This window comes from Streptomyces sp. NPDC096324, from assembly GCF_044763015.1.
In the GTDB taxonomy this organism is placed as follows: Bacteria; Actinomycetota; Actinomycetes; order Streptomycetales; family Streptomycetaceae; genus Streptomyces.
In genome coordinates, this window is the sequence record NZ_JBIWFK010000017.1 from 84,306 (window position 1) to 105,840 (window position 21,535).

Genomic DNA, 21,535 nt, shown 5'->3' on the forward strand with positions numbered 1-21,535 from the left:
CGGTTGGGGGGAGGGTGAACGTGGCCCGAGGCCCCGGAACAGCGAACCGCGGACAGACCCGGAGGTCTGCCCGCGGTTTTCGATGTGCTGTGGACCCGTTTCCGGGCCGGTGATCAGTTCAGGCCGCTGTTGATGGCGCTGACGAGTTCACCGTTGCTGGTGTCGCCGCTGAACTCCCAGAAGAAGGCGCCGCCCAGGCCCTGGCTCTTGGCCCACGACATCTTCGTGCCGATGGTGGCCGGGGTGTCGTACGACCACCAGTTGTTGCCGCAGTAGGCGTACGCGGTACCGGCGACGAGGCCCGTGGACGGGCACGACGTCTTCAGGACCTTGTAGTCCTCGATGCCCTGCTCGTACGTGCCGGCCGCCGGGCCGGTCGCCGAGCCGCCGGGCGCGGACTGGGTGACCCCGGTCCAGCCGCGGCCGTAGAAGCCGATGCCGATGAGCAGCTTGCTCGCGGGCACTCCCTTCGACTTGAACTTGGCGATCGCGTCGGCGGTGGTGAAGCCGGGCGTCGGGATGCCGCTGTACGAGGTCAGCGGGGAGTGCGGGGCGGTCGGGCCCTGCGCGGCGAACGCGCCGAAGAAGTCGTACGACATGACGTTGTACCAGTCGACGTACTGCGAGGCGCCCGCGTAGTCCGCGGCGTCGATCTTGCCGCCGGAGGTGCCGTCGGCCGTGGTGGCCGCGGTGACCAGGTTGCTGGAGCCGAACTTGGCGCGCAGGGCCTGCATCAGGTTCTTGTAGGCCGCGGCGCCGCTGCTGTCACAGGAGAGACCGCAGGCGTTCGGGTACTCCCAGTCGATGTCGATGCCGTCGAAGACGTCGGCCCAGCGCGGGTCCTCGACCAGGCTGTAGCAGGAGTTGGCGAAGGCGGTCGGGTTGGCCGCCGCCTGGGCGAAGCCGCCGGACCAGGTCCAGCCGCCGAAGGACCAGAGGATCTTGATGTTCGGGTACTTGGCCTTCAGCTCGCGGAGCTGGTTGAAGTTGCCGCGCAGCGGCTGGTCCCAGGTGTCGGCGACGCCGCTGACCGACTGGTCGGCGGTGAAGGCCTTGTCGTAGTCGGCGTAGGAGTCGCCGATCGCGCACTGGCCGTTGGTGACGTTGCCGAAGGCGTAGTTGATGTGCGTGATCTTGGCGGCCGAGCCCGACGTCACCAGGTTCTTGACGTTGTAGTTGCGGCCGTAGATGCCCCACTCGGTGAAGTAGCCGAGCTTGACGTTCTTGCCGCTGGGCGGCGGGTCGGTGGTGCCGCCGGTGGTGTGGACGGCGACGGAGCCGCTGACCGGACCGGTCTGGTCGGCGGTGTCACGGGCCTGGACGGTGTACGAGTAGTCGGTGCCGGCGGTCAGGCCGGTGTCCGTGTACGAGGTCGTCGTCACGGTCGCGACCTTGCTGCCGCCGCGCAGGACGTCGTAGTTCTTGACGCCCTTGTCGTCGGTGGCCGCGCTCCAGGAGAGCTTCACCGAGGTGTCGGTGAGGGAGGACGCGGTGGGGGTGCCCGGCGCGGAGGGCGCGCTGTCGCCGGGGACGGTGGTGCCACCGTCACAACTGCCGCCGTTGAGCGTGCAGTTCGACGGGGAGCCGGCGCCGGCGCCGTTGAAGCCGAAGGAGACGGAGGCGCCCGCGGCGAGCGTGCCGTTCCAGGACTTGTTCTTGGCGGTCCAGTGGGTGCCCGAGCTGGTGACGTCCGCGTCCCAGGCCGAGGTGACGGAGGTGCCGGAGGGGAAGTCCCACTGGATCGTCCACGAACTGATCGCGGTGGTACCGGTGTTCTTGACGGTCCACTTGCCTTCGAAGCCCGTGCCCCAGTCCTGGGTCTTCGTGTACGTGGCGGTGGCGCTGTCGGCCGCGTGGGCCGGACTCGCGAGGCCGACCAGGCCGGCCAGGGGGAGCAGCAGCGTGGCGAGCCCTGCCGTCGCTCGTTGTCTGAAGCGCATTCCGCGCCTCCTCGGGGGAGTTGGGGGAGGGAGGGGCGTGACTGAGCCTTCACACCCACGGTGCCGTGAGAATAGGAAGGTCTGGACCACAGGTCAATAGGTCTGGACCACTAGTTCCCTGTCCCTCTTGATCCTCAACTCCCCTACGGGTGCAGCGCATTGACGGACGGTCGTGCCGCTCTGACGGGCCGGCAGGCGGCTGACGTGGGCCTTCGTGTCCCCGCGCGCGGTCGGACCGGAGCCTTGGGCGGGGACGGCGAAGGGCGCCCGCGACGGCGGGCCCGAAGGTCGCTTCGGGCCCGGCGCGGACGCCCTGACCGTGTCCGGCGGAAGAGTCCGGGAGTCGCTCAGCGCTCCCCGCCCGGGACCCACAGCACGTCGCCCACGTCCTTGTTCGCCGTGCGCGCCAGGATGAACAGGAGGTCCGAGAGGCGGTTGAGGTAGGTGGCGGTGAGCGGGTTCATCGCCTCGCCGTGGACCTCCAGCGCCGCCCAGGTCGAGCGCTCGGCCCGGCGCACGACCGTGCACGCCTGGTGCAGGAGCGCCGCGCCGGCGGTGCCGCCGGGCAGGATGAAGGAGCGGAGCTTCTCCAGCCGCTCGTTGAACAGGTCGCAGTCCGCCTCCAGCTTGTCGATGTAGAACTGCTCGACCCGCAGCGGCGGGAACTTCGGGTCCTCGACGACGGGCGTCGACAGATCCGCGCCCACGTCGAACAGGTCGTTCTGGACCCGGGTGAGGACCTGGACGACCTCGTCCTCCAGGCCGCCCAGCGCGATCGCCGTACCGATCACCGCGTTCGCCTCGTTGGCGTCGGCGTACGCCGAGATCCGCAGATCGGTCTTGGCGACCCTGCTCATGTCCCCGAGGGCCGTGGTGCCCTGGTCGCCGGTCCGGGTGTAGATGCGCGTCAGATTGACCATGGAGTCAATCTAGACGTCCCCGCGGGCCCGGGAGGCGCCGTGCCCGCGAGGTGCGGATCACAGGGCGCGGACCCGGCCGGTGAGGGTGCGCCGGGTCCGCGGGACGGGACGTGACGGGTGTCTCACGCCCTGAGACCGTGACACGCGTTACTTACGGGTTTCCCGCCCCCTTCCGAACGCTACTCTCCGCCGAAGAGGCATACACAAGCAGCGTGTTAAGGGAGTCTGAGTGGCTGGGAAGCTCGCCGTCATCGGAGCCGGACTCATGGGGTCCGGTATTGCCCAGGTCTCCGCACAGGCGGGCTGGGACGTCGTTCTGCGCGATGTCACCGACGAGGCGCTGAACCGCGGCCTCGACGGCATCAGGGCCTCGTACGACAGGTTCGTGAGCAAGGGCAAGCTGGAAGCCGCCGACGCGGACGCGGCCCTCGCGCGCATCACGGCGACCACCGACCTGGACGCCGCCGCCGACGCGGACATCGTCGTCGAGGCGGTCTTCGAGAAGCTCGAGGTCAAGCACGAGATCTTCCAGGCCCTGGACAAGATCGTCCGCCCCGACACCGTGCTCGCCTCCAACACCTCCGCGATCCCGATCACCAAGATCGCGGCGGCCACGGAGCGCCCGGAGCGGGTCGTCGGCGTGCACTTCTTCTCGCCGGTGCCGATGATGCAGCTCGTCGAACTGGTCCGCGGCTACAAGACCAGCGACGAAACGCTCGCCGCCGCGCGCGCGTTCAGCGAGTCCGTCGGCAAGACCTGCATCGTCGTCAACCGTGACGTCGCCGGCTTCGTGACCACCCGTCTCATCTCGGCCCTCGTCGTCGAGGCGACGAAGCTGTACGAGTCGGGCGTGGCCAGCGCCGAGGACATCGACCTCGCCTGCCGGCTGGGCTTCGGCCACGCCATGGGCCCCCTGGCCACCGCCGACCTCACGGGCGTCGACATCCTGCTGCACGCCACCGGCAACATCTACACCGAGACCCAGGACGAGAAGTTCGCCCCGCCGGAGCTGATGCGCCGGATGGTTGACGCCGGTGACATCGGGCGCAAGAGCGGGCAGGGCTTCTACAAGCACTGAACGATCATGCGGCGACCGGGACACCGGTCGCCGCATGTGCCACGGACGCCGTGCACGCCTCTTGGATGTCACTCCATGAGGTGAATTCGGTATCGGTTCGCTTACAGACGGCAACCTCCGGGGCTCTCAGGCAGTCAGACCATGCACAACATGCAGACGCGAAGACGCGGAAACAGACCCACGCGGAGTTACGAGACGCATTCTCGGGGAGCGCATATGTACATCAGGGGCGACCACGCCGAGCTGGTCGTCGGGGGCCGCCTCGACGTACGCAGCGCGGCGGACGCCCGCACGGTCCTGCACACGGCCGTCGACGACGGAGCCGGCGACCTGGTGCTCGACCTGTCCGAGCTGGACTCCTGGGACGCCACCGGGCTCGGGGTCATCATGGGGGCCCACCGGCGTGCCGGACGGTGCGGCCGACGGCTCGTACTGCGGGACGTACCGCCGCAGATGCAGCGCCTGCTGGTGGCCACCCGGCTGCACCGGATCCTGGCGATCGAGGGTGGCATCGGGGTCGAGTCCCTGCCCCGGGTGTGACCTGAGCGCGACCCGGCCGCTCCGCGTGCGCGACCGCGTACGCGTCCCCACCGGTGCCCCGGTCCGCGCCCCGTGCACAATCCTCACGAAGCCGTGACCCTTCGGGCGGCGCGGTACCCCGCCTGTTCGTAGATACTGTGCGAAGGTTTAGGGTTCGGCTGCCCGCCGACCGAAACCCTACGAGCGGGCACCGGACCAGAAGCGACAGAGCGGTGTGCAGCCAGGCCGGGAGGGCATCGGCACACGACGCTTTTGGGGGGCTTGGGACATGGACCCGATCAACCGCGGATCGGGCGAGCACGGCCATGAGGACGACGGCCAGGTGACTCGCCCGCGCCCGCCGCGCGACCCGCTCGCGACGGACCTCGGACAGCACAAGCCCGCACTCGTCCGCACGGTCAGGCTCGTCACGGGCGAGTTCGCCCTCACCGTGAACCCCGTCGACGGCAGCGAGCTGGAGAACTGCCCGCCGCACGAACGCCCGCGGCCGCCGGCCAAGCGCGGCGCCGCCGAACGCGCCGACCTGGCCCGCGCGGCCCAGCCGCCCGTTCCGCCCGGCCCCTCACAGCCCCGGCTGCCGCTCCTGGAACGCCACGAGGAGCGCGAGCGGATCGTCCGCCTTCTCGCACGCGGCCGCTCGGTACGGCTCACCGGCCCCTCGGGATCGGGCCGCACCGTCCTGCTGGACGCCGTCGGCGAGGACTGCGCGGACCTCGCCCCCGACGGTGTCGTCCGGCTCTCCGGCTACGGACGTACCGCGAGCGACGTCCTGCACGACCTCTTCGCCGTCGTCTACGAAGCCCCCCTGCACCGCCCGGACCACGACGAACTGCTCCGGCTCGTCCGCGAGATCGGCGCGGTCGTCGTCCTCGACGACGCGGAGATCGGCGGCAGCGCCCTCGACGTACTGCTCGACGCCACCCCCGAGTGCGCCTTCGTCATCGCCGCCACCCCCGACATACCCGCCCCGTCCGCCCGCGCCCAGCTCGACGAGGTCCTCCTCGGCGGCCTCGACCGCAGCGGCGGTCTCGAACTGCTGGAGCGCGCCGTCGGACGCGTCCTGACCGAGGACGAGTCGAACTGGGCGGGCGACCTCTGGTTCGAGTCCGAGGGGCTGCCCCTGCGCTTCATCCAGGCCGGGGCACTGCTGCGCCAGCGCGACCGGATGCAGGCGAGCGAAGAGGCCTTCGACGACTACGGCGTCTTCCAGGAAGCCCCCGCCGACGCGACCTTCGAGGCCGGCGACGGCGCCGACGTGCCGCTGCCCTCCCTCGCCGAGGGAGCCGCGCCCGCCGCCCTGCTCGCCTCGCGGCTCAGCGAGTCCGCGCGCGCCACCCTGCGCTTCGCCGTCGCGCTCGGCGGCGAGGTACCCCACCAGGCCCATCTGCCCGCACTCGTGGGCGATACCCACGCCGACGCCGCGCTCGCCGAACTCGCGGCCTCCGCGCTGGTCTCCCCGGTCGGCACCCGCTACCGGCTCGCCGCCGGTGTGCAGGCCCAGCTCGAGGTCTCCGGCTACGCGGACGCCCTCCAGGAGAGCGCGCTGGCCGCCGCCCGGCACTACACCTGGTGGGCCGGGCATCCCTCGGTCACCCCGGAGCGGGTCTGCGCCGAGGCCGACGCGCTGCTCGCCGCCCTGGACGTGCTCGTCCCCGTCACCACCGTCCCGCAGGACGAGGAAGAGGACAGCGCCTCCGTCCAGCTCGCCCGCACGGCCGCGCCCGCCTTCGCGGCCGGGCTGCACTGGAGCGCCTGGGAGCGCGTTCTGCGTCTCGGCGTCGAGGCCTCCGAGCTCGCCGACGACCTGGGCGAACAGGCCTACTTCCACCACGAGCTGGGTGTCCTCGCGCTGTGCGGCCTCCAGCTCGACCGGGCCCGCGCCGAGCTGGAGGCCTCCGTCGCCATGCGCGGCGAACTCGCCGACAAGCGCGGCATCACCGCCGGCCGCCGCGCCCTCGCGCTGGTCGCCGACCGCTCCGGAACCCCGCAGCTCACCAGCGGGGGCACCCCGTCGGGCGAAGAGGTGCCCGACGCGCGTCACGACGAGTCGATGTCGCCCCCCGGCGGCGTACCGGCCGCCGCCTCCCCGCGCACCGACCCGTCGGACGACACCATCGCGGTGCTCGCCCACCCGGGCGGCGCCGGCTTCCCCGCGGCCAAGCCGCGGAGCGTCGCGGGCCGGCTCGTCAGCGGCACCCGGCGCAACCTGGTGGCCGCGGGCGCGGGCGCGCTCCTCGTGGCCGTCCTCGGCACCGTGGTGACCCTCGGCGCGACCTCGGACCACAAGAACGACACCCCGTCCGAGAAGGTCGGCGTCAACCCGTCGGCCACCCAGGACGCCCAGGACGACAGCCTGGGGGCGGACACTCCGAAGAAGGGCGACGACTCCTCTTCCGGCGTCGTGGCCACGCCCACCGACCCGGGCCCCGACGGCACGTACGGCACCTCGGACGACCCGACGCCGACGGCCACGGCGACCCGGCAGCCGTCCGCCGGCCCGAGCGGGACGCGCACCGGCACGGGCAAGCCGTCGAAGTCGGCCTCCGCGTCGCCGTCGCATCGGCCCTCGCCCCGGCCGTCCTCACCGTCGCCGAAGCCTACGAAATCCTCCCCGTCACCGTCCTCGACGAGCCCTTCGCCGACGTCACCGTCGCCGTCACCCAGCACCTCGACGAGCCCGGACACCTCCGACTCCGCGAGCGGCCCCGTGGCGACCGGCGCGCCGCACAAGGCGGCCGCGGCGTCGGACGGCGGACTGATCTGACCGTTCGGTCCGGACGCACGCCGGCCGGACCCCGGGGAAGCGCGAGAGGGCCGGATCCGACAACGGATCCGGCCCTCTGTGTCGTATACGAACCCGGGGGGCTCAGAACAGCCGCAGTTTGTCGTCCTCGATGCCGCGCAGGGCGTCGTAGTCCAGGACCGCGCAGCCGATGCCGCGGTCGGTGGCGAGGACGCGGGCCTGCGGCTTGATCTCCTGGGCGGCGAAGATGCCGCGGACCGGCGCGAGGTGCGGGTCGCGGTTCAACAGCTCCAGATAGCGCGTGAGTTGCTCCACGCCGTCGATCTCGCCGCGCCGTTTGATCTCCACGGCGACGGTCTGTCCCGCGGCGTCCCGGCACAGGATGTCGACCGGGCCGATGGCCGTCATGTACTCGCGGCGGATGAGCGAGTAGCCCTCGCCGAGGGTGTCGATGCGGTCGGCGAGCAGCTCCTGGAGGTGCGCTTCCACGCCGTCCTTGATCAGGCCGGGGTCCACGCCGAGTTCGTGCGAGGAGTCGTGGAGGATCTCCTCCATCGTGATGATGAGCTTCTCGCCCGCCTTGTTGATGACGGTCCAGACGCCTTCGTCGTCGCCGGACCCCTCCTTCAGTGTGCAGGGCGGCGACATCCAGTTGAGGGGCTTGTAGGCCCGGTCGTCCGCGTGGATCGAGACGCTGCCGTCCGCCTTCACGAGGATCAGGCGGGGCGCCGACGGGAGATGGGCGGTGAGCCGGCCCGCGTAGTCCACGGAACAGCGGGCAATGACGAGACGCATGGTCGGCAACGCTACTCGACCGGCGGCGGTGCACGCGATTCCCGTACCCGTCCCGCACCCGCCTCCCGCGCCCTGCCCCGAGGCGGAACCGACGGTTCGCACCATTTGTTCCACCGGTCGGCGCCGCCCGGCCCGGACGGTGTTTTCGCGGGTCACCCCATTGATCCTGAAGATTCCCTGTTCCGCCGTGGCCGATTGTCGGCCTACCGGGTGTTCGCTATGTGCCCATTCTCCTGGTGCCGTTACCTGCCGATGCTTACCGTATGAACGGGAGGTCGCGGTACATGTACTCAGCGTGTTCGATACCGCGGTCCCCGTCCCTGTCCGGCAACCCCCGAGGTGTGGGGGTGCGAGAGGAGTACCCATGTCGCTCGACGTCTCACCGGCCCTACTCCAACAGGCCGAGCGAGGCGAGGTCGATGAAGCAGAATTCGTCGACTGCGTCCGGACCTCCCTGCCCTACGCGTGGGAGATGATCAGCTCCCTGGTGGCCCAGCTGAAGGTGGACGGCGGAACGTTCGCCGACAACCAGACGCCCCCGCCGGACGAGCAGGCACGTGGCCAGCTGCTGCGTGCGCTCGCGAGTGACGCGATACGCGGCGCGCTGCAGCGGCACTTCGGAGTGCGGCTGGCCTTCCAGAACTGCCACCGGGTGGCGGTGTTCCCACTGGACGACTCGGTGGACGACACACTGGCACGCTTCACCTCGGTCCGCAGTCAGTTGCTCAACCAGTCCCCGGAGTTCAGGGACTGCTGACGCACTGATGCCGCACTGCTTGCCGCTCCGTACGCGGGAGGTGCATTGGTACTGGGGCGGCAAGCTCCCCGCGTGTCCGGCCCGTAGGGGCCGGACCCCGTGCGGTCACCTGAGCTGGGGCAGCACCTCGGCCCCGAGCCGCCGTACGTTCTCCTCGGTGGCGGCCAGGTCGCCCGAACCCTCGACGAGCAGCGCGAAGCGCCCGATGCCGGTTCGCTCGGAGGTCGCCGCGAGCCGGTCGGCGCACAGCCGTGGCGTGCCCACCGGGTGCAGCCCGCAGAGCAGTTCGGTGTACGCCACCGGGTCCCGCATCGAGCGGACGCGGTCGTCGACCGTCACATGGGCGTCCAGGCCCTGCCTCAGCCAGCCCGGCATGGCCTTGACGAGCGTCTCGACGGCGTCGGTCCGGCGGTCCGCGATCTGGCAGACGCCGGCGGAGACATGGGCGGCGGTGAGGATCTCGTCCGACGGGCGGCCCGCCGCGCGCGCGTGGCGCCGCCACAGCGCGACCATTTCGGCCTTCTCCTCGTCCCCGACGTGCATGCCCAGGAGCATCGGCAGTCCGCGCTCGGCGGCGAGGCGCACGCTCGCGGGCGAGGTGCACGCCACGACGACCTCGGGGCCCGGAGCTCCGCTCAGTGCCTCCGACGGGCGTGGTACGACGGGGACTTCACGGAACGAGAACCGCTCGGAGGAGGCGGCGACCGACGGCTCGCGCAGCCAGCGGATCAGTAGATCGAGTGACTCCGGGAATCCGTGTTCGTATGCCGCCAGGCCCGCTCCGAAGACCTCCAGGTCGACCCAGGGGCCGCCGCGGCCGACCCCGAGCGAGAACCGTCCGCCGGACGTCAGGTGCAGCAGGGCGGCCTGTTCGCCGAGTGCCACGGGGTGCGCGGTGGGCAGCACGCTGACCGCCGTGCCGATCCGGATCCGGTCGGTGCAGCCGAGCAGATACGCGGCGAGTGTGACGGCCGACGGGCATGTCCCGTACGGCACGAAGTGGTGTTCGGCCAGCCAGACCGCGTCGAGCCCGGCCTCCTCGGCGACCTCGGCGGACCGCACCGCGCGGTGCAGGGCCTCTCCCTGGCCCTGTCCAGGGAACTGGGCGGCAAGTACAAAACTTCCAACGTGCATCGAACTTCCTGCTTCCTCGGCTCCGACACGGAGCTCCCCCACCCGGCATAACCGCCTGACACGTGCCGAAGACACGGCCTTGCGGGGAGATTTGCGGATTGTCTGGGAATTGGGCTGTCCGAAGACCGTCCGAGGACTGTCCGAAGGGGGATCTGCGCGGGTTGGCGGAGTACGCGTACCCGTGTGCCTCCCGCGTAGGCTTGGGTTGGCCCCTGCTCCCTGTATAGCTCCGTGAGGTGTCCCTTGTCCCCGCGTCGCAACCGCCCGAAGGACGCCGGCTCGTCCGGCGGCAGCCCCGAGGAGGACTCGTCGGACCGTTACGGCGGCTGGCAGTCCACGGAGAGCTGGCAGGGCGACGAGTGGAGCGTGCGTCATGTGGCGGGCGCGAGCGCGCAGGGCAAGACCTACCGCTGCCCCGGCTGCGACCAGTTGATCCCGTCCGGGGTGCCGCACGTGGTGGCATGGCCGGAGCACTCGGGCGTCGACGAGCGGCGGCACTGGCACAAGGCCTGCTGGAACGCGAAGGACCGCCGCACCTCGCGGGTGCAGCGGTCCCGTAACGCGCCCAGGTTCTAGGCGACTTCGGCCCCTCCGGCCTCAAGAGGCATGAGGGGCGCGGAGGTCAGACGTCGCGGCGCTCCAGGAGGACGAAGGCGGCGACGATCGCCGCCGCCGTGACCCCGGCGAGCAGGCCGAGCTGGGCGGCGCCGTTGCCGCTCTCGTTGTCCAGCCGGAAGACCCGGGCCAGCGAGCTGATGGCGGCGTACTCCTGCATCTTCTCGCCGATCGTCCGCAGGGTCTCGGACATCATCAGGAACGCGGGCAGGATCGAGGGCAGCAGCACCACACCGAGCATCGTGGTGATCGCGCCCGCCGAGTGGCGCAGCATCGAGCCCACGGCGAGCGAGAGCATGCCGAGCAGCGAGACGTACAGCGCGCCCATGAAGACGGTGCCGACCCACGGGATGTCGGAGCCGCCGGTGTGCAGGCTCGCCGTGAACAGGCCGATGAGCCCGATCGCGAACGCCGAGACGGTGAACGCGACCGCGAAGAAGATGATCAGCTTGGCGGCGAGCACCCGGTGCCGCTGCGGCGAGGCCGTGAACGTCGTACGGATCATGCCCGTGCCGTACTCGGAGGAGACCACCAGGACGCCCAGCGTGATCAGGCAGAGCTGGCCGAGCAGCAGTCCGATGAACGCGGGGACCGTGAACGGGACGTCCCCGAAGTCCTCGTCCGTGGTCTGCACGGCGACCAGGAAGCCGATGCCGATCACCAGGAGCAGGAAGGTGCCGAGCGTCCACATCGTGGAGCGCACCGACTTGATCTTCGTCCACTCGGAGTGGAGCGCGTGCCCGAGGTGGGTGCGGGTGACGGGGATCGGCGAGGTGTACGTCGTGCCGGGCGCCGCCTGCCAGGCGGGGGCGGCCTGCTGCGGCATCGGGGGCTGGGGCGTGCTCATCGGGCGTCCTCGGGCTTGGTCAGGTCGGCGGCGGGCGCGGTCGTGGGCGCGGCCTCGGGCGCCGGAGCGGGCGCGGCGGCGGGCGCCGGGGGGCTCGCGGGAGCCTGGGCGTACGGGTTGGCGTCCGGGGCGCCGGGGGCGGCCGGAGCGCCGTACGGGCCGGGAGCACCGGCGACGGGGGCCGCGGGGGCGCCGTAGGGACCGGCCTGCGGCATGGCGAAGGGCTGACCGCCCTGCTGGGGCGGCAGCGGCGCGTACCAGCCGGGCTGGCCCTGGCCCGCCACCGGCATCTGCGGCGGCGGCATCGCGCCCGGCGGCAGCGGCTGCTGGAGCCCGGCCTTCTGGTCGGCGGTCGAGCGGTAGTCGACGGCGCCCTGCGTCATCCGCATGTACGCCTCCTCCAGCGAGGCCTGGTGCGGAGACAGCTCCCACAGGCGGACGTCGGCGGAGTGCGCGAGGTCGCTGATGCGGGGGAGCGGCAGGCCGGTGACGCGCAGCGCGCCGTCCTGCTCGGGCAGCACCTGGCCGCCGGCCTCGGTCAGCGCGGCGGTCAGCTTCTCGCGCTGCTGCGGCTCGGTGTCGGGGGTGCGCACCCGGGCGAAGTCGGCCGAGTTGTGGGAGATGAACTCCTTGACGCTCTGGTCGGCGAGGAGCTGGCCGCGGCCGATCACGATGAGGTGGTCGGCGGTCAGCGCCATCTCGCTCATGAGGTGCGAGGAGACGAAGACCGTACGGCCTTCCGCGGCGAGGGACTTCATCAGGTTGCGCACCCAGAGGATGCCCTCGGGGTCGAGGCCGTTGACCGGCTCGTCGAAGAGCAGCACCTGGGGGTCGCCGAGGAGCGCGGCGGCGATGCCGAGGCGCTGGCCCATGCCGAGGGAGAAGCCCTTGGAGCGCTTCTTCGCCACGTCCTGGAGGCCGACGACGCCGAGCACCTCGTCCACACGGCGGGCCGGGATGCCCGAGAGCTGCGCCAGGCTCAGCAGGTGGCTGCGGGCGCTCCGGCCGCCGTGGACGGCCTTGGCGTCGAGGAGCGCGCCGACCTGGCGGGGCGCGTTCGGCAGCCTGCGGTAGGGGAAGCCGCCGATCGTCACCTGACCGGAGGTGGGATTGTCGAGGCCGAGGATCATGCGCATCGTCGTCGACTTGCCCGAGCCGTTGGGCCCGAGGAAGCCGGTGACCGCACCCGGCCGGACCTGGAAGGAAAGGTTGTACACGGCTGTCTTGGCGCCGTAGCGCTTCGTCAGGCCGACTGCCTCGATCATTCTCCGCACCCATCGAAAGGTTCAGGACGTCGGGGCGCACGCCCCCGTAAGGGTTAGGAGGATATCCGGGCGCCGACGGTTCCACTCAAGGGGAAGTAAAGTCCCGCCCATCGACTGGTGAAAGATCCAGCAGAAAGCTGAATTTCGTACGTGTGTCCTGTCAGGTACGCGCTCCGATGGGGTGCTCACCCGCGTTGCTCGGAGCGACCTCCGGATTCCCGGGTTTCCGCGGCGGGCCGGGGGGCGATGTCCGGCAGGATTGGTCGTAAGGGGCACCGGGAACACTGTCACCCCGGGCGAAAGTCCCGAGCAACTTGTCTGCGGGGGTGGGGAGTTGAGCCTTCGGGGTCGGCGTCGCCCGATGATGCGGGGCCGGACGCACCCGCGTTTCCGCAGGTCTGTGCGCTGGTGGATCGCCGGACGCACCGTTCACGCGCTGCTGCTCACCACACTCGGCGGACTGGCCGGTCTCGCCGTGGCCATAGCCACCGCGTGGACGCTGACCGAGCCCTCCAAGCGGTCGATGGGGAGCCGGTTCTCGGATCAGGAGCGGCTTCTCGACCTGAGCCTCACCGCGCTCCGGGCGTGTGTCGGGACCGACAATCTGGAGCCGGAACCCGACAGCACACCGCACCAGCTGCTGGCCACCCTGGCCTCGGTCACCGGGTCCCTGGTGCCGGCGGTGCTGCTCGGCATCGTCCTGATCAAGATGTTCACGGTTCGACCACTGGTCTGGCGCGCCAAGGCGAGTGTCTCGCTCGCCACCATGTCGTCCTCGCCGGTCTTCGCCGACGCTCACCGGGGCAGCCAACTCGCCGTCATCGCGGTGCGCTTCTACCAGCACATCGCCAACGTCGACATCATGGACGCGCGCGCCGAGGCCCATCTGCGCTTCCTGGAGGAGTCACCGCGCCGCGACGGTCTGCTGGCGCTGTACAAGCAGCGGCTCAAAGTGGTGGGCGAGGACGGTCGGCTCTGCGACGAGCGCGTCTGGTGCGTGGTGGAGCAGCAGGCGCCCTTCACCCTGTGGATACCGGTCGGGGCGGCGGTCGGCACGCTCCCGCTCACCTCGCTCCAGGGCAAGGACCTGCGTGGTCTGCGGGGTGTGCGCATCCTGGTGAGGTTCACCGCGCGTGCCGCGGGCACGGGCATGGAGCTGAACGACGAACGCTGGTTCTCCCTGGATGGCGAGAACCTGGAACTCGGTCAGTTCGTTCCGGTGAAGCCGGACCTGGACCTTCCCGTGGCCGCCTGGGAGGGCTGGCCGGAGTTCGACGGACTACGGCCCGAGACACCTACGCGTCCCGCTTCTTGAGCAGCGCGTAACCGCCGGCCAGGGCCGCGGCCACCCACAGCACCATGATGCCGAGGCCGCCCCAGGGACCGTAGGGCGTGTCGTCGATGGGCGTCACCACCCGCAGGATCCTGCTGCCGGCCTGGTCGGGGAGGTAGCGGCCGACCTTCTTGGTCGCGGAGACGGCGCCCAGGATGTTGGAGATCAGGAAGAAGAACGGCATCAGGATGCCGAGCGAGAGCATCGGGGAGCGCAGCATCGCCGCGACGCCCATCGAGAAGACGGCGATGAGCGTCATGTAGAGCCCCCCGCCGATCACCGCGCGCAGCACCCCCGGATCGCCGATCGACGTCCTGTGCGTGCCGAGCGCCGCCTGGCCCACGAAGAACGTGATGAAGCTGGTGATCATTCCGACGACCAGGGCGAGGCCGGCCGCCACCGCGACCTTGCTGAACAGGAAGGTGCCGCGCTGGGGGACCGCCGAGAGCGAGGTGCGGATCATGCCGGTGCTGTACTCGTTGCCGACGACGAGCACCCCGAACACGATCATCGCGAGCTGCCCGAGGGTCATGCCCGCGAAGCTGATGAACGTCGGGTCGAACGTGAGCCGGTCCTGCCGGCTCAGGTTGTCGAACTCGTTGCGGGAGAGGAGCGAGATGAGCAGGCCCAGCGCGATCGTCACGACCGCCGCGAGGCTCAGCGTCCACACCGTGGACGAAACGGAACGGATCTTGGTCCACTCGGACCTGAGGACCTGGGTGGCCGCCATTCTCAGCCCTTCCTCCAGTCGCCGCCCCATCGAGGGGCGGGGGGCGTGTCCGGCGGGAGCTCCCGCTCCGGCGGTGTCTCGGTGGTGTGGGCGTGGTACTCCACCGACTCCGCGGTCAGCCCCATGAAGGCCTCCTCCAGCGAGGCCTGCTGAGGGCTCAGCTCGTGCAGCACGATCTGGTGCTGCGCGGCCAGTTCCCCGAGGTGCTCCGGCTTCCCGTCGTCCACCTCCAGCGCCCCGCCGCTCGTCTGGACGACCGTGATCCCCGCGCTCTTCAGCACGTCGAGCAGCCGCTCGCGCTGCGGGGAGCGGACCCGGACGTACGAGCGCGAGTTCTGCCGGATGAAGTCGGCCATCGAGGTGTCGGCGAGCAGTCTGCCCTGGCCGATGACGACGAGGTGTTCGGCGGTCAGCGCCATCTCGCTCATGAGGTGCGAGGAGACGAACACCGTACGGCCCTGGGACGCGAGAGATTTCATCAGATTGCGGATCCAGTGGATGCCCTCGGGGTCGAGGCCGTTGACCGGCTCGTCGAACATCAGGATCCGCGGGTCGCCCAGCAGCGCGCCCGCGATGCCGAGCCGCTGGCCCATGCCCAGGGAGAACCCCTTCGCCTTCTTCCGGGCGACCGCGGTGAGGCCGACGGTGTCGAGGACCTCGTGCACCCGCGCCCTCGGGATGCCGTTGCTCTGGGCGAGGCACAGAAGGTGGTTGAAGGCGCTGCGGCCACCGTGCATCGCCTTCGCGTCCAGCAGGGCGCCGATGTACTTCAGCGGGTCCTTGAGCCGGTCGTAGTGCTGTCCGTCGATCCGTACGTCGCCCGTGGTGGGGCGGTCGAGCCCGAGCATCATCCGCATCGTCGTGGACTTCCCGGCGCCGTTGGGGCCGAGGAAGCCGGTCACGATGCCCGGCCGGACGGTGAAGGTGAGGTTGTTGACCGCCACCTTCTCGCCGTACCGCTTCGTCAGCCCCTCGAGCTCGATCATGCGGCCACGCTAAGACCGCCCCCGGGGGCCTGCCACTTGACACGACAAGGCCCGCGCCCTCGGGAGAGGGAACGGGCCCTGGTGTCGTGCCGTGCGGTTACCGGGACTGCTGCGCCGGAACCCCGCGGGAGATCGGCTCGTCCTCGGCCGGACCCGTGGCGGCGGCCACCGCGGCGCCCGTGAGCGTCGCGAGCATCTCGCGGACGTTCGTGAGCTGCGCGTTGATCGAGTCGCGGCGGTTGGTGAGGGCGGCCAGCTCGCGCTCGGATTCCGAGCGGATGCGGTCGGCCTTGGCGTTCGCGTCGGCCACGATGTCCTCGGCCTGGCGCTGAGCCGTCTCCACCGTCTGGCGGGCGCGGCGCTCGGCGTCCGTGCGCAGCTTCTCGGCCTCCAGGCGGAGCTGCTCCGCGCGGTGCTCGATCTCCGCGAGGCGCTTCTCGGCCTTGGCCTGACGCGAAGCCAGGTCGCGCTCGGACTGCTCGCGGCGCTTGGCGAGGTTCGTCTCGAAGTCGGCGGCGGCCTGGGCGGCCTTGGCGCGGGTCTCCTCGAAGAGGGCGTCCGCCTCCTCGCGCTTGGACGCGGCGTCCTTCTGCGCCTCGGAGCGGAGCTGGGAGGCCTCGCTCTTGGCCTTCTCGACGATCCGGACGCCCTCGTCCTCCGCCTTGGACTTGCGGTCCGCGGCGAACGACTCGGCGTCGTTGCGCACCTGCTGAGCGGCCGACTCGGCGAGCTCACGGTGCTGCTCGGACGCGCGACGGGCCTCCTCGCGCAGGTCCTTGGCCTCCTCCTCGGCGAGGCGGAGGATCTTCTCGACGCGGGCGCCCAGACCGGCGTACGACGGCTCTGCGTCGCTCACCTGGGCCTGGGCGTTCTGCGTTTCGAGATGGAGTTCCTCGATGCGCTTTTCGAGGGCGGTGATACGGGCCAGAGCGCTGTCACGGTCGGAGACGAGCTTCGAGATGCGTTCGTCCACCTGAGCGCGGTCGTATCCACGCCGCACAAGCTCGAAGCCGTAGGGGGAAGTGTCGCTCATGGGGTTCCTGTCGAATGAGACCGGTGAGGTGATAGGTGGAATCCTAGGGGGCAATGCGGTGTGTCATCGAGCGGATACGTGTTTGATCTGGAGAATGACACTCCTTTTGGGTGGCGGGCTGTCGGAAGGCTTGCCAGAACCTGTGACAAACCTCCCAGAAAGCACCTGAATCCGTGCTTCCCGCCAGGGCCTGTCCGGCGGACAGGCCCCGAAGCCACCGCGCGTCCGGCACCTCGGCCCAGGGGCCGCCGTCCGATCCGGACGACCGGCCCTAGCTCTCCGACGCCTTGCCGCCCGAACGGGCCGCCCCGGCGGCCGCGGCCGCCTTCACCCCGCCGTCCTTGCCGCCCCCAGGGGCCTCGAAAGACTCCAACGCCTCAAGGACGTCCTGGACACGGGAGATCTCCGTGTTGATGTCCTCGCGCCGGCGGACCAGGACCTCCAGGTCGCGCTTGCCCTCCTCGACGGCGGCCTTCGCCTCCTGAATGGCCTCGGACCTGATCTTCTCCGCCTCGGTGACGAGCGAGGACTTCTTCTGCTCGGCCTCCTTGAGGAGCCCCTCGGCCTTGCGCACGGCGGCGATCCGGACCTTGCTCGCCTCGGAGTTCGCCTCCGCCACCAGGTCCTTGGCCTTCGCCTCGGCCTCCGCGAGCTGGTCCTCGGCGGCCTTGATGAGCGCGTCGCACCGGTCGCCCGCGTTCTTCATCGCCTCGGACGACTCACGGCGCGCCCGCTCGTGCAGATCCTCGATCTCGGACGTGACACGGTCGCGCAGCTCTTCCGCGCGCTCCCGGATCGCCGTGGCGTCCCGGCGCGCGCCGACCAGCAGCTCGTCCGCGTCCGCACGGGACCGCTCCACCAGCGTGTTGCCCTCGACGGTCGCCTCCGAGACGAGCCGCTCCGCCTCGCCACGCGCCACACCCACCATGGTGTCGGCCTGCGACTCGGCGTCCGCCGTCGTCTTCTGCGCGCTCTGCTGCGCGTCCGAGAGCAGCTTGTCCGCCTCGGACGCCGTCTCGGAGATGAGCGTGTCGACCTGCTCGGCCGCCTCGGAGCGCTTCTTGTTGGCCTCCTGGCGCGCCTCGTCCAGCAGACGCTCGGACTCCTCGCGCGCCGCCGTCGTACGCCGCTCGGCCTCCTCCGTCGCCCGCACCTTGAAGCGCTCGGCCTCGGTACGGATCCGCTCGGAGTGCTGCTGGGCGGAGCCGACCGCCTCGGCGGCCTCGGCGCGCAGCCGCTCCGCGTCACCGGTCGCGTCCGAGATGAGCTTCTCGGCCTTGGCCACGGACTCGGCGCGTACCCGCTCGGCCTCGGCCGCGGTCTCGATCCCCAGCCGCTCGGCCTCCGCCGCCGCCTCGGTGATGAGGGTGTCCACCTGCGCGGCCGCGTCCGAACGGATCCGGTTCGCGTCCTCCCGGGCGTCCGCACGGGTACGCGCGGCGTCCTGGTCGGCGTTCGCGATGGCGTCCGACACCTCGGTGCGCACCCGCTGGGCGTGCTCGGAGGCGTCCGAGCGCATCCGCTCCGCCTCCGCGATCGCTTCCGCGACCGTGCGCTCCGCGAGCGCGCTCGCGGCCTCCCGCTCCTCGTTCGCCTCGCGCCGCATCCGCGCCGCGTCCTCGCCGGCCCGCTCGCGCTCGGCGTACGCGTCGGCGCGGACCCGGTCCGCCTCCTCCTGCGCCTCGGTGCGCGTACGGTCCGCCGCGTGCTCGGCGGCCGAGCGCAGCCCGGTGATCTCCTCCTGGGCCTGCTCGTGCAGCCCCGCCACCGCGTCCCGCACCTGCTGCGCGGTCTGCTCGGCGTTGGAGACCATCTCGGTCGCGCGCCGGTCGGCCTCCTCGACCAGCCGTACGGCCTCGGTCTGGGCCTCCTCGACCCGCTTGCGCGCGGACGCCAGCAGTTCCTCGCTCTGCTCGCGGGCCCGCTCGCGCTCCTGGTCGGCCTCCTGGCGCGCCGAACCGAGGGTCTCCTCGGCCTCGCGGCGGCGCCGGGTGGCCTCCTCCTGGGCGGCGGCCAGCGTCTCGGCACCCTCGGCCGCCAGACGCTCGGCGGCGGCCTGCGCCTCGCCGCGCACCCGGTCGGCGCTGTCCTGGGCCTCCGACTTGAGCCGCTCGGCCTCCGCCGCGGCCTCCGAACGCAGCCGTACGGCGACGGTCTCGCCCTCGGCACGGGACGCGGCCGCGTCCGCCGCGGCCTCGTCGCGTCGTCGGTCGGCCTCCGTCTCGGCCTGGGCCTGGAGCGTACGGATCCGCTCGGCGGACTCCGAACGCAGCCGGTCGATCTCCTCGGAAGCCTCGCGGCGGATCCGCTCGGCCTCCGCCCGCGCGTCGGTCAGCGCCTGCTCGGACGCGGCCAGACGCTCCTCGGCCTCCGTGTGCTGCCGGGCCAGCCCTTCGGCGGCCTCGGCCTGACGGGCCTCTATGGCCCGCTCGGTCTCCTCGCGCTGCCGCTCGGCGGCCCGCTCCGCGTCGGCCGCGATCGTCCCGGCCTGCTCCTCGGCGTCCGCGCGGTGCCGGTCGGCCTCCGCGCGGGTCCGCTCCAGCGTCTCCTCGGCCTGCCGGCGCAGCGTCGTGGCGCGCTCGATGGCCTCGGTACGGACCTTCTCGCTGTCCGCCGTGGCGGCCTGGCGCAGCTCGTCCGCGTCCGCCTTCGCCTTGCCGAGCAGCTCCTCGGCGGTCCGGGCGCCCTCCTCGATCTGCTGGACGGCCTCGCGCCGGGCCTCGGCGCGGATGCGCTCGCCCTCGGCGACCGCGTCCGAACGAAGCTGCTCCGCGTCCCCGCGCAGCCGCCGCGCCTCCTCCTGGAGTTCGACGGTCTTGGCGCGGTACTCCTTGGTGTCGTCCTTCGCCGTGCCCTTGAGCTGCTCGGCGATGTCGTGCGCCTCGGCGCGCAGCCGGTCGGCCTCGGTCTCCGCCTCGGTGCGGATCCGCTCGGCCTCCTCGGAGGCCGCCTTCGTGGTCCGCTTGGCTTCCTCGGACGCCTTGTTCAGGACGTCCTCGGCGGTACGGGCCGCCTTGGCGAGCTGGGAGGCGGTCTCCTCGGCCGTGAGGCTGCGGGCGCTCTCCTCGGCCTCCGCGACGATCGTCTCGGCCTTGCTGCGGGCGTCCGCGACGATCTGCTCGGCCTCGGACTTGGTGGTCTCGGCCTCCTGGTTGGCCTCGCCGACCAGCCGGGCGACCTGCTCCTTCGCGGTCCGGGTGCGCTGTTCGTTGACCGACTCGGCGTTCGCGATCGTCTTCGCCGCGGCGTCCTTGGCCTCGGTGAGGACCTTGTCCGCCTCGGTCTGGGCCTCGCGCAGTGCCGTCTCGGCGGCGCTCATCCGCTGCTCGGCGGCGCGGCTCAGCTCGCCGGCCTGACGGCGGGCGTTGTCCGACTCGCTCGCCGTGCTGCTGCGGAGCTGCTCGGCGTGGTCGGTGGCCTCCTGCGCCTGCGTCGAGGCGGCGTTCAGCAGCCGCTCGGCGTCCGTGCGGGCACGGCGCAGCAGCGCCTCGGCCTCCGCGCGGGCCGTCTCGGCGTCGGTGGTGAGCCGCTGGCGGGCCTCGGCGGCGACCCGTTCGGCCTCCGCGCGGGCGGCGGCGAGCGCCTGGTCGGCCTCGGCGCGCGACTCGTCCAGCAGCCGGCGGGCCTGGGACTCGGAGCGGGCGCGGAGCTGTTCCGCCCACGCCACGTTCTCGTTGACGTGCGACTCGACGGTCTGGCGGCGCTCCGCCAGCTCCTGGTCGAGCTGCTGACGCCGGGTGACGGCCTCCTGGTGCAGCTCGGCCTGGAGCCGTGCGGAGTGCTCGGCGTGCTCCTGGAGGAGACGCTGGGTCTGCGCCCGTGCCTGGCTGATCTCGCGCTCGGCGTCGACGCGAAGCTGGTCGGCCTGCATCTGGGCATTGCGGAGCATCTGCTCGGCCTGATAGCCGATGTCGGCCCCGTCATAGGCAGGACGGGTCGCCAGACTGCGGCGCGCCTCGTGCAGCTTGGCGCGCAGCACCTCGACCTGATAGCCGCGGTCCTCGGCGTGCTGGACGGCCTTCTCCCGCTCGGTCTTCAGCCGTTCCATCTCGGCCTCGAACCGAGAGAGGTGGTCGACGTCAGCCGCCGGCTCTCGCTCCTGGCGTTCGTAGCCCCGCACTGCGCGGTCCCATCCGTCCCCTGGTCGCATCTGATTCCGAACGAGCACCGTTCTTCCGCCGAACGGGGCCCCCGGGGAATGGTGTCAGATCAACGGCGGAGCAAGGGCTGTCGCCCCGACGCTCGCCCCCCGAAACCTGGACCCCGGCCCTTGGTCCCGCCCACCGGAAGGTGCCAGGACCGCGGCCGTCCCCCGCGAAAGGCGACGGCCGACCCCAACCCTACCGGCCCAGATATACGGAGGTCAGTGCTCAGGTGACTCAACCGCCGCCGAAGTGACCAGTTCTGTCAGTACGCCGTGGCAATCCTTGGGGTGCAGGAACGTGATCCGGGACCCCATGGACCCGGTCCGGGGCTGGTCGTAGAGCACCCGGACGCCCTTCGAGCGGATGTCCGCGGCGTCACCGTCGACGTCCGCGGTGCCGAAGGCGATGTGGTGCACGCCCTCGCCGTTCTTGGCCAGCCACTTGCCCACGGCCGAGTCCTCGCGGGTGGGTTCCAGCAACTGGAGGTAGGAGGCGCCGCCGTCGGACGTCTCGTTGATCTTGAGCATGGCCTCTCGCACGCCCTGCTCCTCGTTGACCTCGGAGTGGAAGACTTCGAAGCCGTACGTCGCTCGGTAGAACTCGACAGTCGTGTCGAGGTCGAAACAGGCGATCCCGATGTGGTCGATTCGCGTCAGCATGGAGTCAGTGCAGCG

At 71.3% G+C, this 21,535-nt stretch carries 17 protein-coding genes; 6 read left to right on the plus strand and 11 right to left on the minus strand.

What is annotated here, in order from left to right; all coding sequences use genetic code 11:
* Positions 1 to 113: 113 nt before the first annotated feature.
* Together ACIQ7M_RS34965 and ACIQ7M_RS34970 are read right to left on the minus strand one after the other, a co-directional pair.
* Positions 114 to 1,940, minus strand: coding sequence for a glycoside hydrolase family 18 chitinase (locus ACIQ7M_RS34965; RefSeq protein WP_355760451.1), 1,827 nt, complete (start codon positions 1,938 to 1,940; stop codon positions 114 to 116).
* A gap of 347 nt (positions 1,941 to 2,287) precedes the next feature.
* Positions 2,288 to 2,860, minus strand: a complete 573-nt coding sequence (locus tag ACIQ7M_RS34970; protein WP_386982760.1) for a cob(I)yrinic acid a,c-diamide adenosyltransferase — start codon at positions 2,858 to 2,860, stop codon at positions 2,288 to 2,290.
* 229 nt (positions 2,861 to 3,089) lie between these two features.
* Here ACIQ7M_RS34970 and ACIQ7M_RS34975 point away from each other — a divergent pair, with 229 nt between their 5' ends.
* The 3 genes from ACIQ7M_RS34975 (at position 3,090) to ACIQ7M_RS34985 (ending at position 7,242) form a co-directional block, all read left to right on the plus strand.
* Complete coding sequence (locus ACIQ7M_RS34975) at positions 3,090 to 3,938, plus strand: 3-hydroxyacyl-CoA dehydrogenase family protein (RefSeq protein ID WP_403651728.1); 849 nt, start codon at positions 3,090 to 3,092, stop codon at positions 3,936 to 3,938.
* A gap of 216 nt (positions 3,939 to 4,154) precedes the next feature.
* Positions 4,155 to 4,478 carry an STAS domain-containing protein gene (locus ACIQ7M_RS34980; RefSeq protein WP_355760442.1) on the plus strand — a complete coding sequence of 108 codons (324 nt, stop codon included), beginning with the start codon at positions 4,155 to 4,157 and terminating at the stop codon, positions 4,476 to 4,478.
* Between the two features lie 268 nt (positions 4,479 to 4,746).
* Positions 4,747 to 7,242 carry an ATP-binding protein gene (locus ACIQ7M_RS34985; RefSeq protein ID WP_403651731.1) on the plus strand — a complete coding sequence of 832 codons (2,496 nt, stop codon included), beginning with the start codon at positions 4,747 to 4,749 and terminating at the stop codon, positions 7,240 to 7,242.
* A gap of 102 nt (positions 7,243 to 7,344) precedes the next feature.
* On the opposite strand, the gene nucS is transcribed toward ACIQ7M_RS34985, so the two are convergent.
* Complete coding sequence (gene nucS, locus ACIQ7M_RS34990) at positions 7,345 to 8,016, minus strand: endonuclease NucS (RefSeq protein WP_403651734.1); 672 nt, start codon at positions 8,014 to 8,016, stop codon at positions 7,345 to 7,347.
* A 364-nt stretch (positions 8,017 to 8,380) separates the two neighbouring features.
* On the opposite strand from nucS, the gene ACIQ7M_RS34995 reads away from it, so the two are divergent.
* Positions 8,381 to 8,773: an SCO5389 family protein gene (locus ACIQ7M_RS34995; RefSeq protein ID WP_103550954.1), complete on the plus strand. Its 393-nt coding sequence runs from the start codon at positions 8,381 to 8,383 to the stop codon at positions 8,771 to 8,773.
* Positions 8,774 to 8,878: 105 nt separating this feature from the next.
* On the opposite strand, the gene ACIQ7M_RS35000 is transcribed toward ACIQ7M_RS34995, so the two are convergent.
* Complete coding sequence (locus ACIQ7M_RS35000; RefSeq protein WP_403651737.1) at positions 8,879 to 9,907, minus strand: LLM class flavin-dependent oxidoreductase; 1,029 nt, start codon at positions 9,905 to 9,907, stop codon at positions 8,879 to 8,881.
* A gap of 243 nt (positions 9,908 to 10,150) precedes the next feature.
* On the opposite strand from ACIQ7M_RS35000, the gene ACIQ7M_RS35005 reads away from it, so the two are divergent.
* Positions 10,151 to 10,483 (plus strand): ATP/GTP-binding protein, encoded by a 333-nt coding sequence (locus tag ACIQ7M_RS35005; RefSeq protein ID WP_355760430.1) that lies wholly within the window; start codon positions 10,151 to 10,153, stop codon positions 10,481 to 10,483.
* A gap of 46 nt (positions 10,484 to 10,529) precedes the next feature.
* Here the strand turns inward: ACIQ7M_RS35005 and ACIQ7M_RS35010 are convergent, their stop codons facing one another.
* Together ACIQ7M_RS35010 and ACIQ7M_RS35015 are read right to left on the minus strand one after the other, a co-directional pair.
* Complete coding sequence (locus tag ACIQ7M_RS35010) at positions 10,530 to 11,369, minus strand: ABC transporter permease (RefSeq protein WP_355760427.1); 840 nt, start codon at positions 11,367 to 11,369, stop codon at positions 10,530 to 10,532.
* On the minus strand, positions 11,366 to 12,634 hold the full coding sequence (locus ACIQ7M_RS35015) for an ABC transporter ATP-binding protein (RefSeq protein WP_355760424.1): 1,269 nt from the start codon (positions 12,632 to 12,634) through the stop codon (positions 11,366 to 11,368). The genes ACIQ7M_RS35010 and ACIQ7M_RS35015 overlap by 4 nt, the downstream gene beginning before the upstream one ends.
* A gap of 400 nt (positions 12,635 to 13,034) precedes the next feature.
* On the opposite strand from ACIQ7M_RS35015, the gene ACIQ7M_RS35020 reads away from it, so the two are divergent.
* Positions 13,035 to 13,949 (plus strand): hypothetical protein, encoded by a 915-nt coding sequence (locus ACIQ7M_RS35020; RefSeq protein ID WP_403651742.1) that lies wholly within the window; start codon positions 13,035 to 13,037, stop codon positions 13,947 to 13,949.
* Here the strand turns inward: ACIQ7M_RS35020 and ACIQ7M_RS35025 are convergent.
* From ACIQ7M_RS35025 to mce, 5 genes are all read right to left on the minus strand, one after another.
* Positions 13,930 to 14,697 (minus strand): ABC transporter permease, encoded by a 768-nt coding sequence (locus ACIQ7M_RS35025; protein WP_355760416.1) that lies wholly within the window; start codon positions 14,695 to 14,697, stop codon positions 13,930 to 13,932. The genes ACIQ7M_RS35020 and ACIQ7M_RS35025 overlap by 20 nt on opposite strands.
* A gap of 2 nt (positions 14,698 to 14,699) precedes the next feature.
* Entirely contained in the window at positions 14,700 to 15,683 is a 984-nt protein-coding gene (locus ACIQ7M_RS35030) for an ABC transporter ATP-binding protein (protein WP_403651745.1), read from the minus strand.
* 97 nt (positions 15,684 to 15,780) lie between these two features.
* Entirely contained in the window at positions 15,781 to 16,716 is a 936-nt protein-coding gene (locus ACIQ7M_RS35035; protein WP_355760410.1) for a cellulose-binding protein, read from the minus strand.
* Between the two features lie 271 nt (positions 16,717 to 16,987).
* Complete coding sequence (gene scy / locus ACIQ7M_RS35040; RefSeq protein ID WP_403651750.1) at positions 16,988 to 20,836, minus strand: polarized growth protein Scy; 3,849 nt, start codon at positions 20,834 to 20,836, stop codon at positions 16,988 to 16,990.
* A 243-nt stretch (positions 20,837 to 21,079) separates the two neighbouring features.
* Positions 21,080 to 21,520, minus strand: a complete 441-nt coding sequence (mce, locus tag ACIQ7M_RS35045) for a methylmalonyl-CoA epimerase (protein ID WP_389846835.1) — start codon at positions 21,518 to 21,520, stop codon at positions 21,080 to 21,082.
* Positions 21,521 to 21,535: the final 15 nt, after the last annotated feature.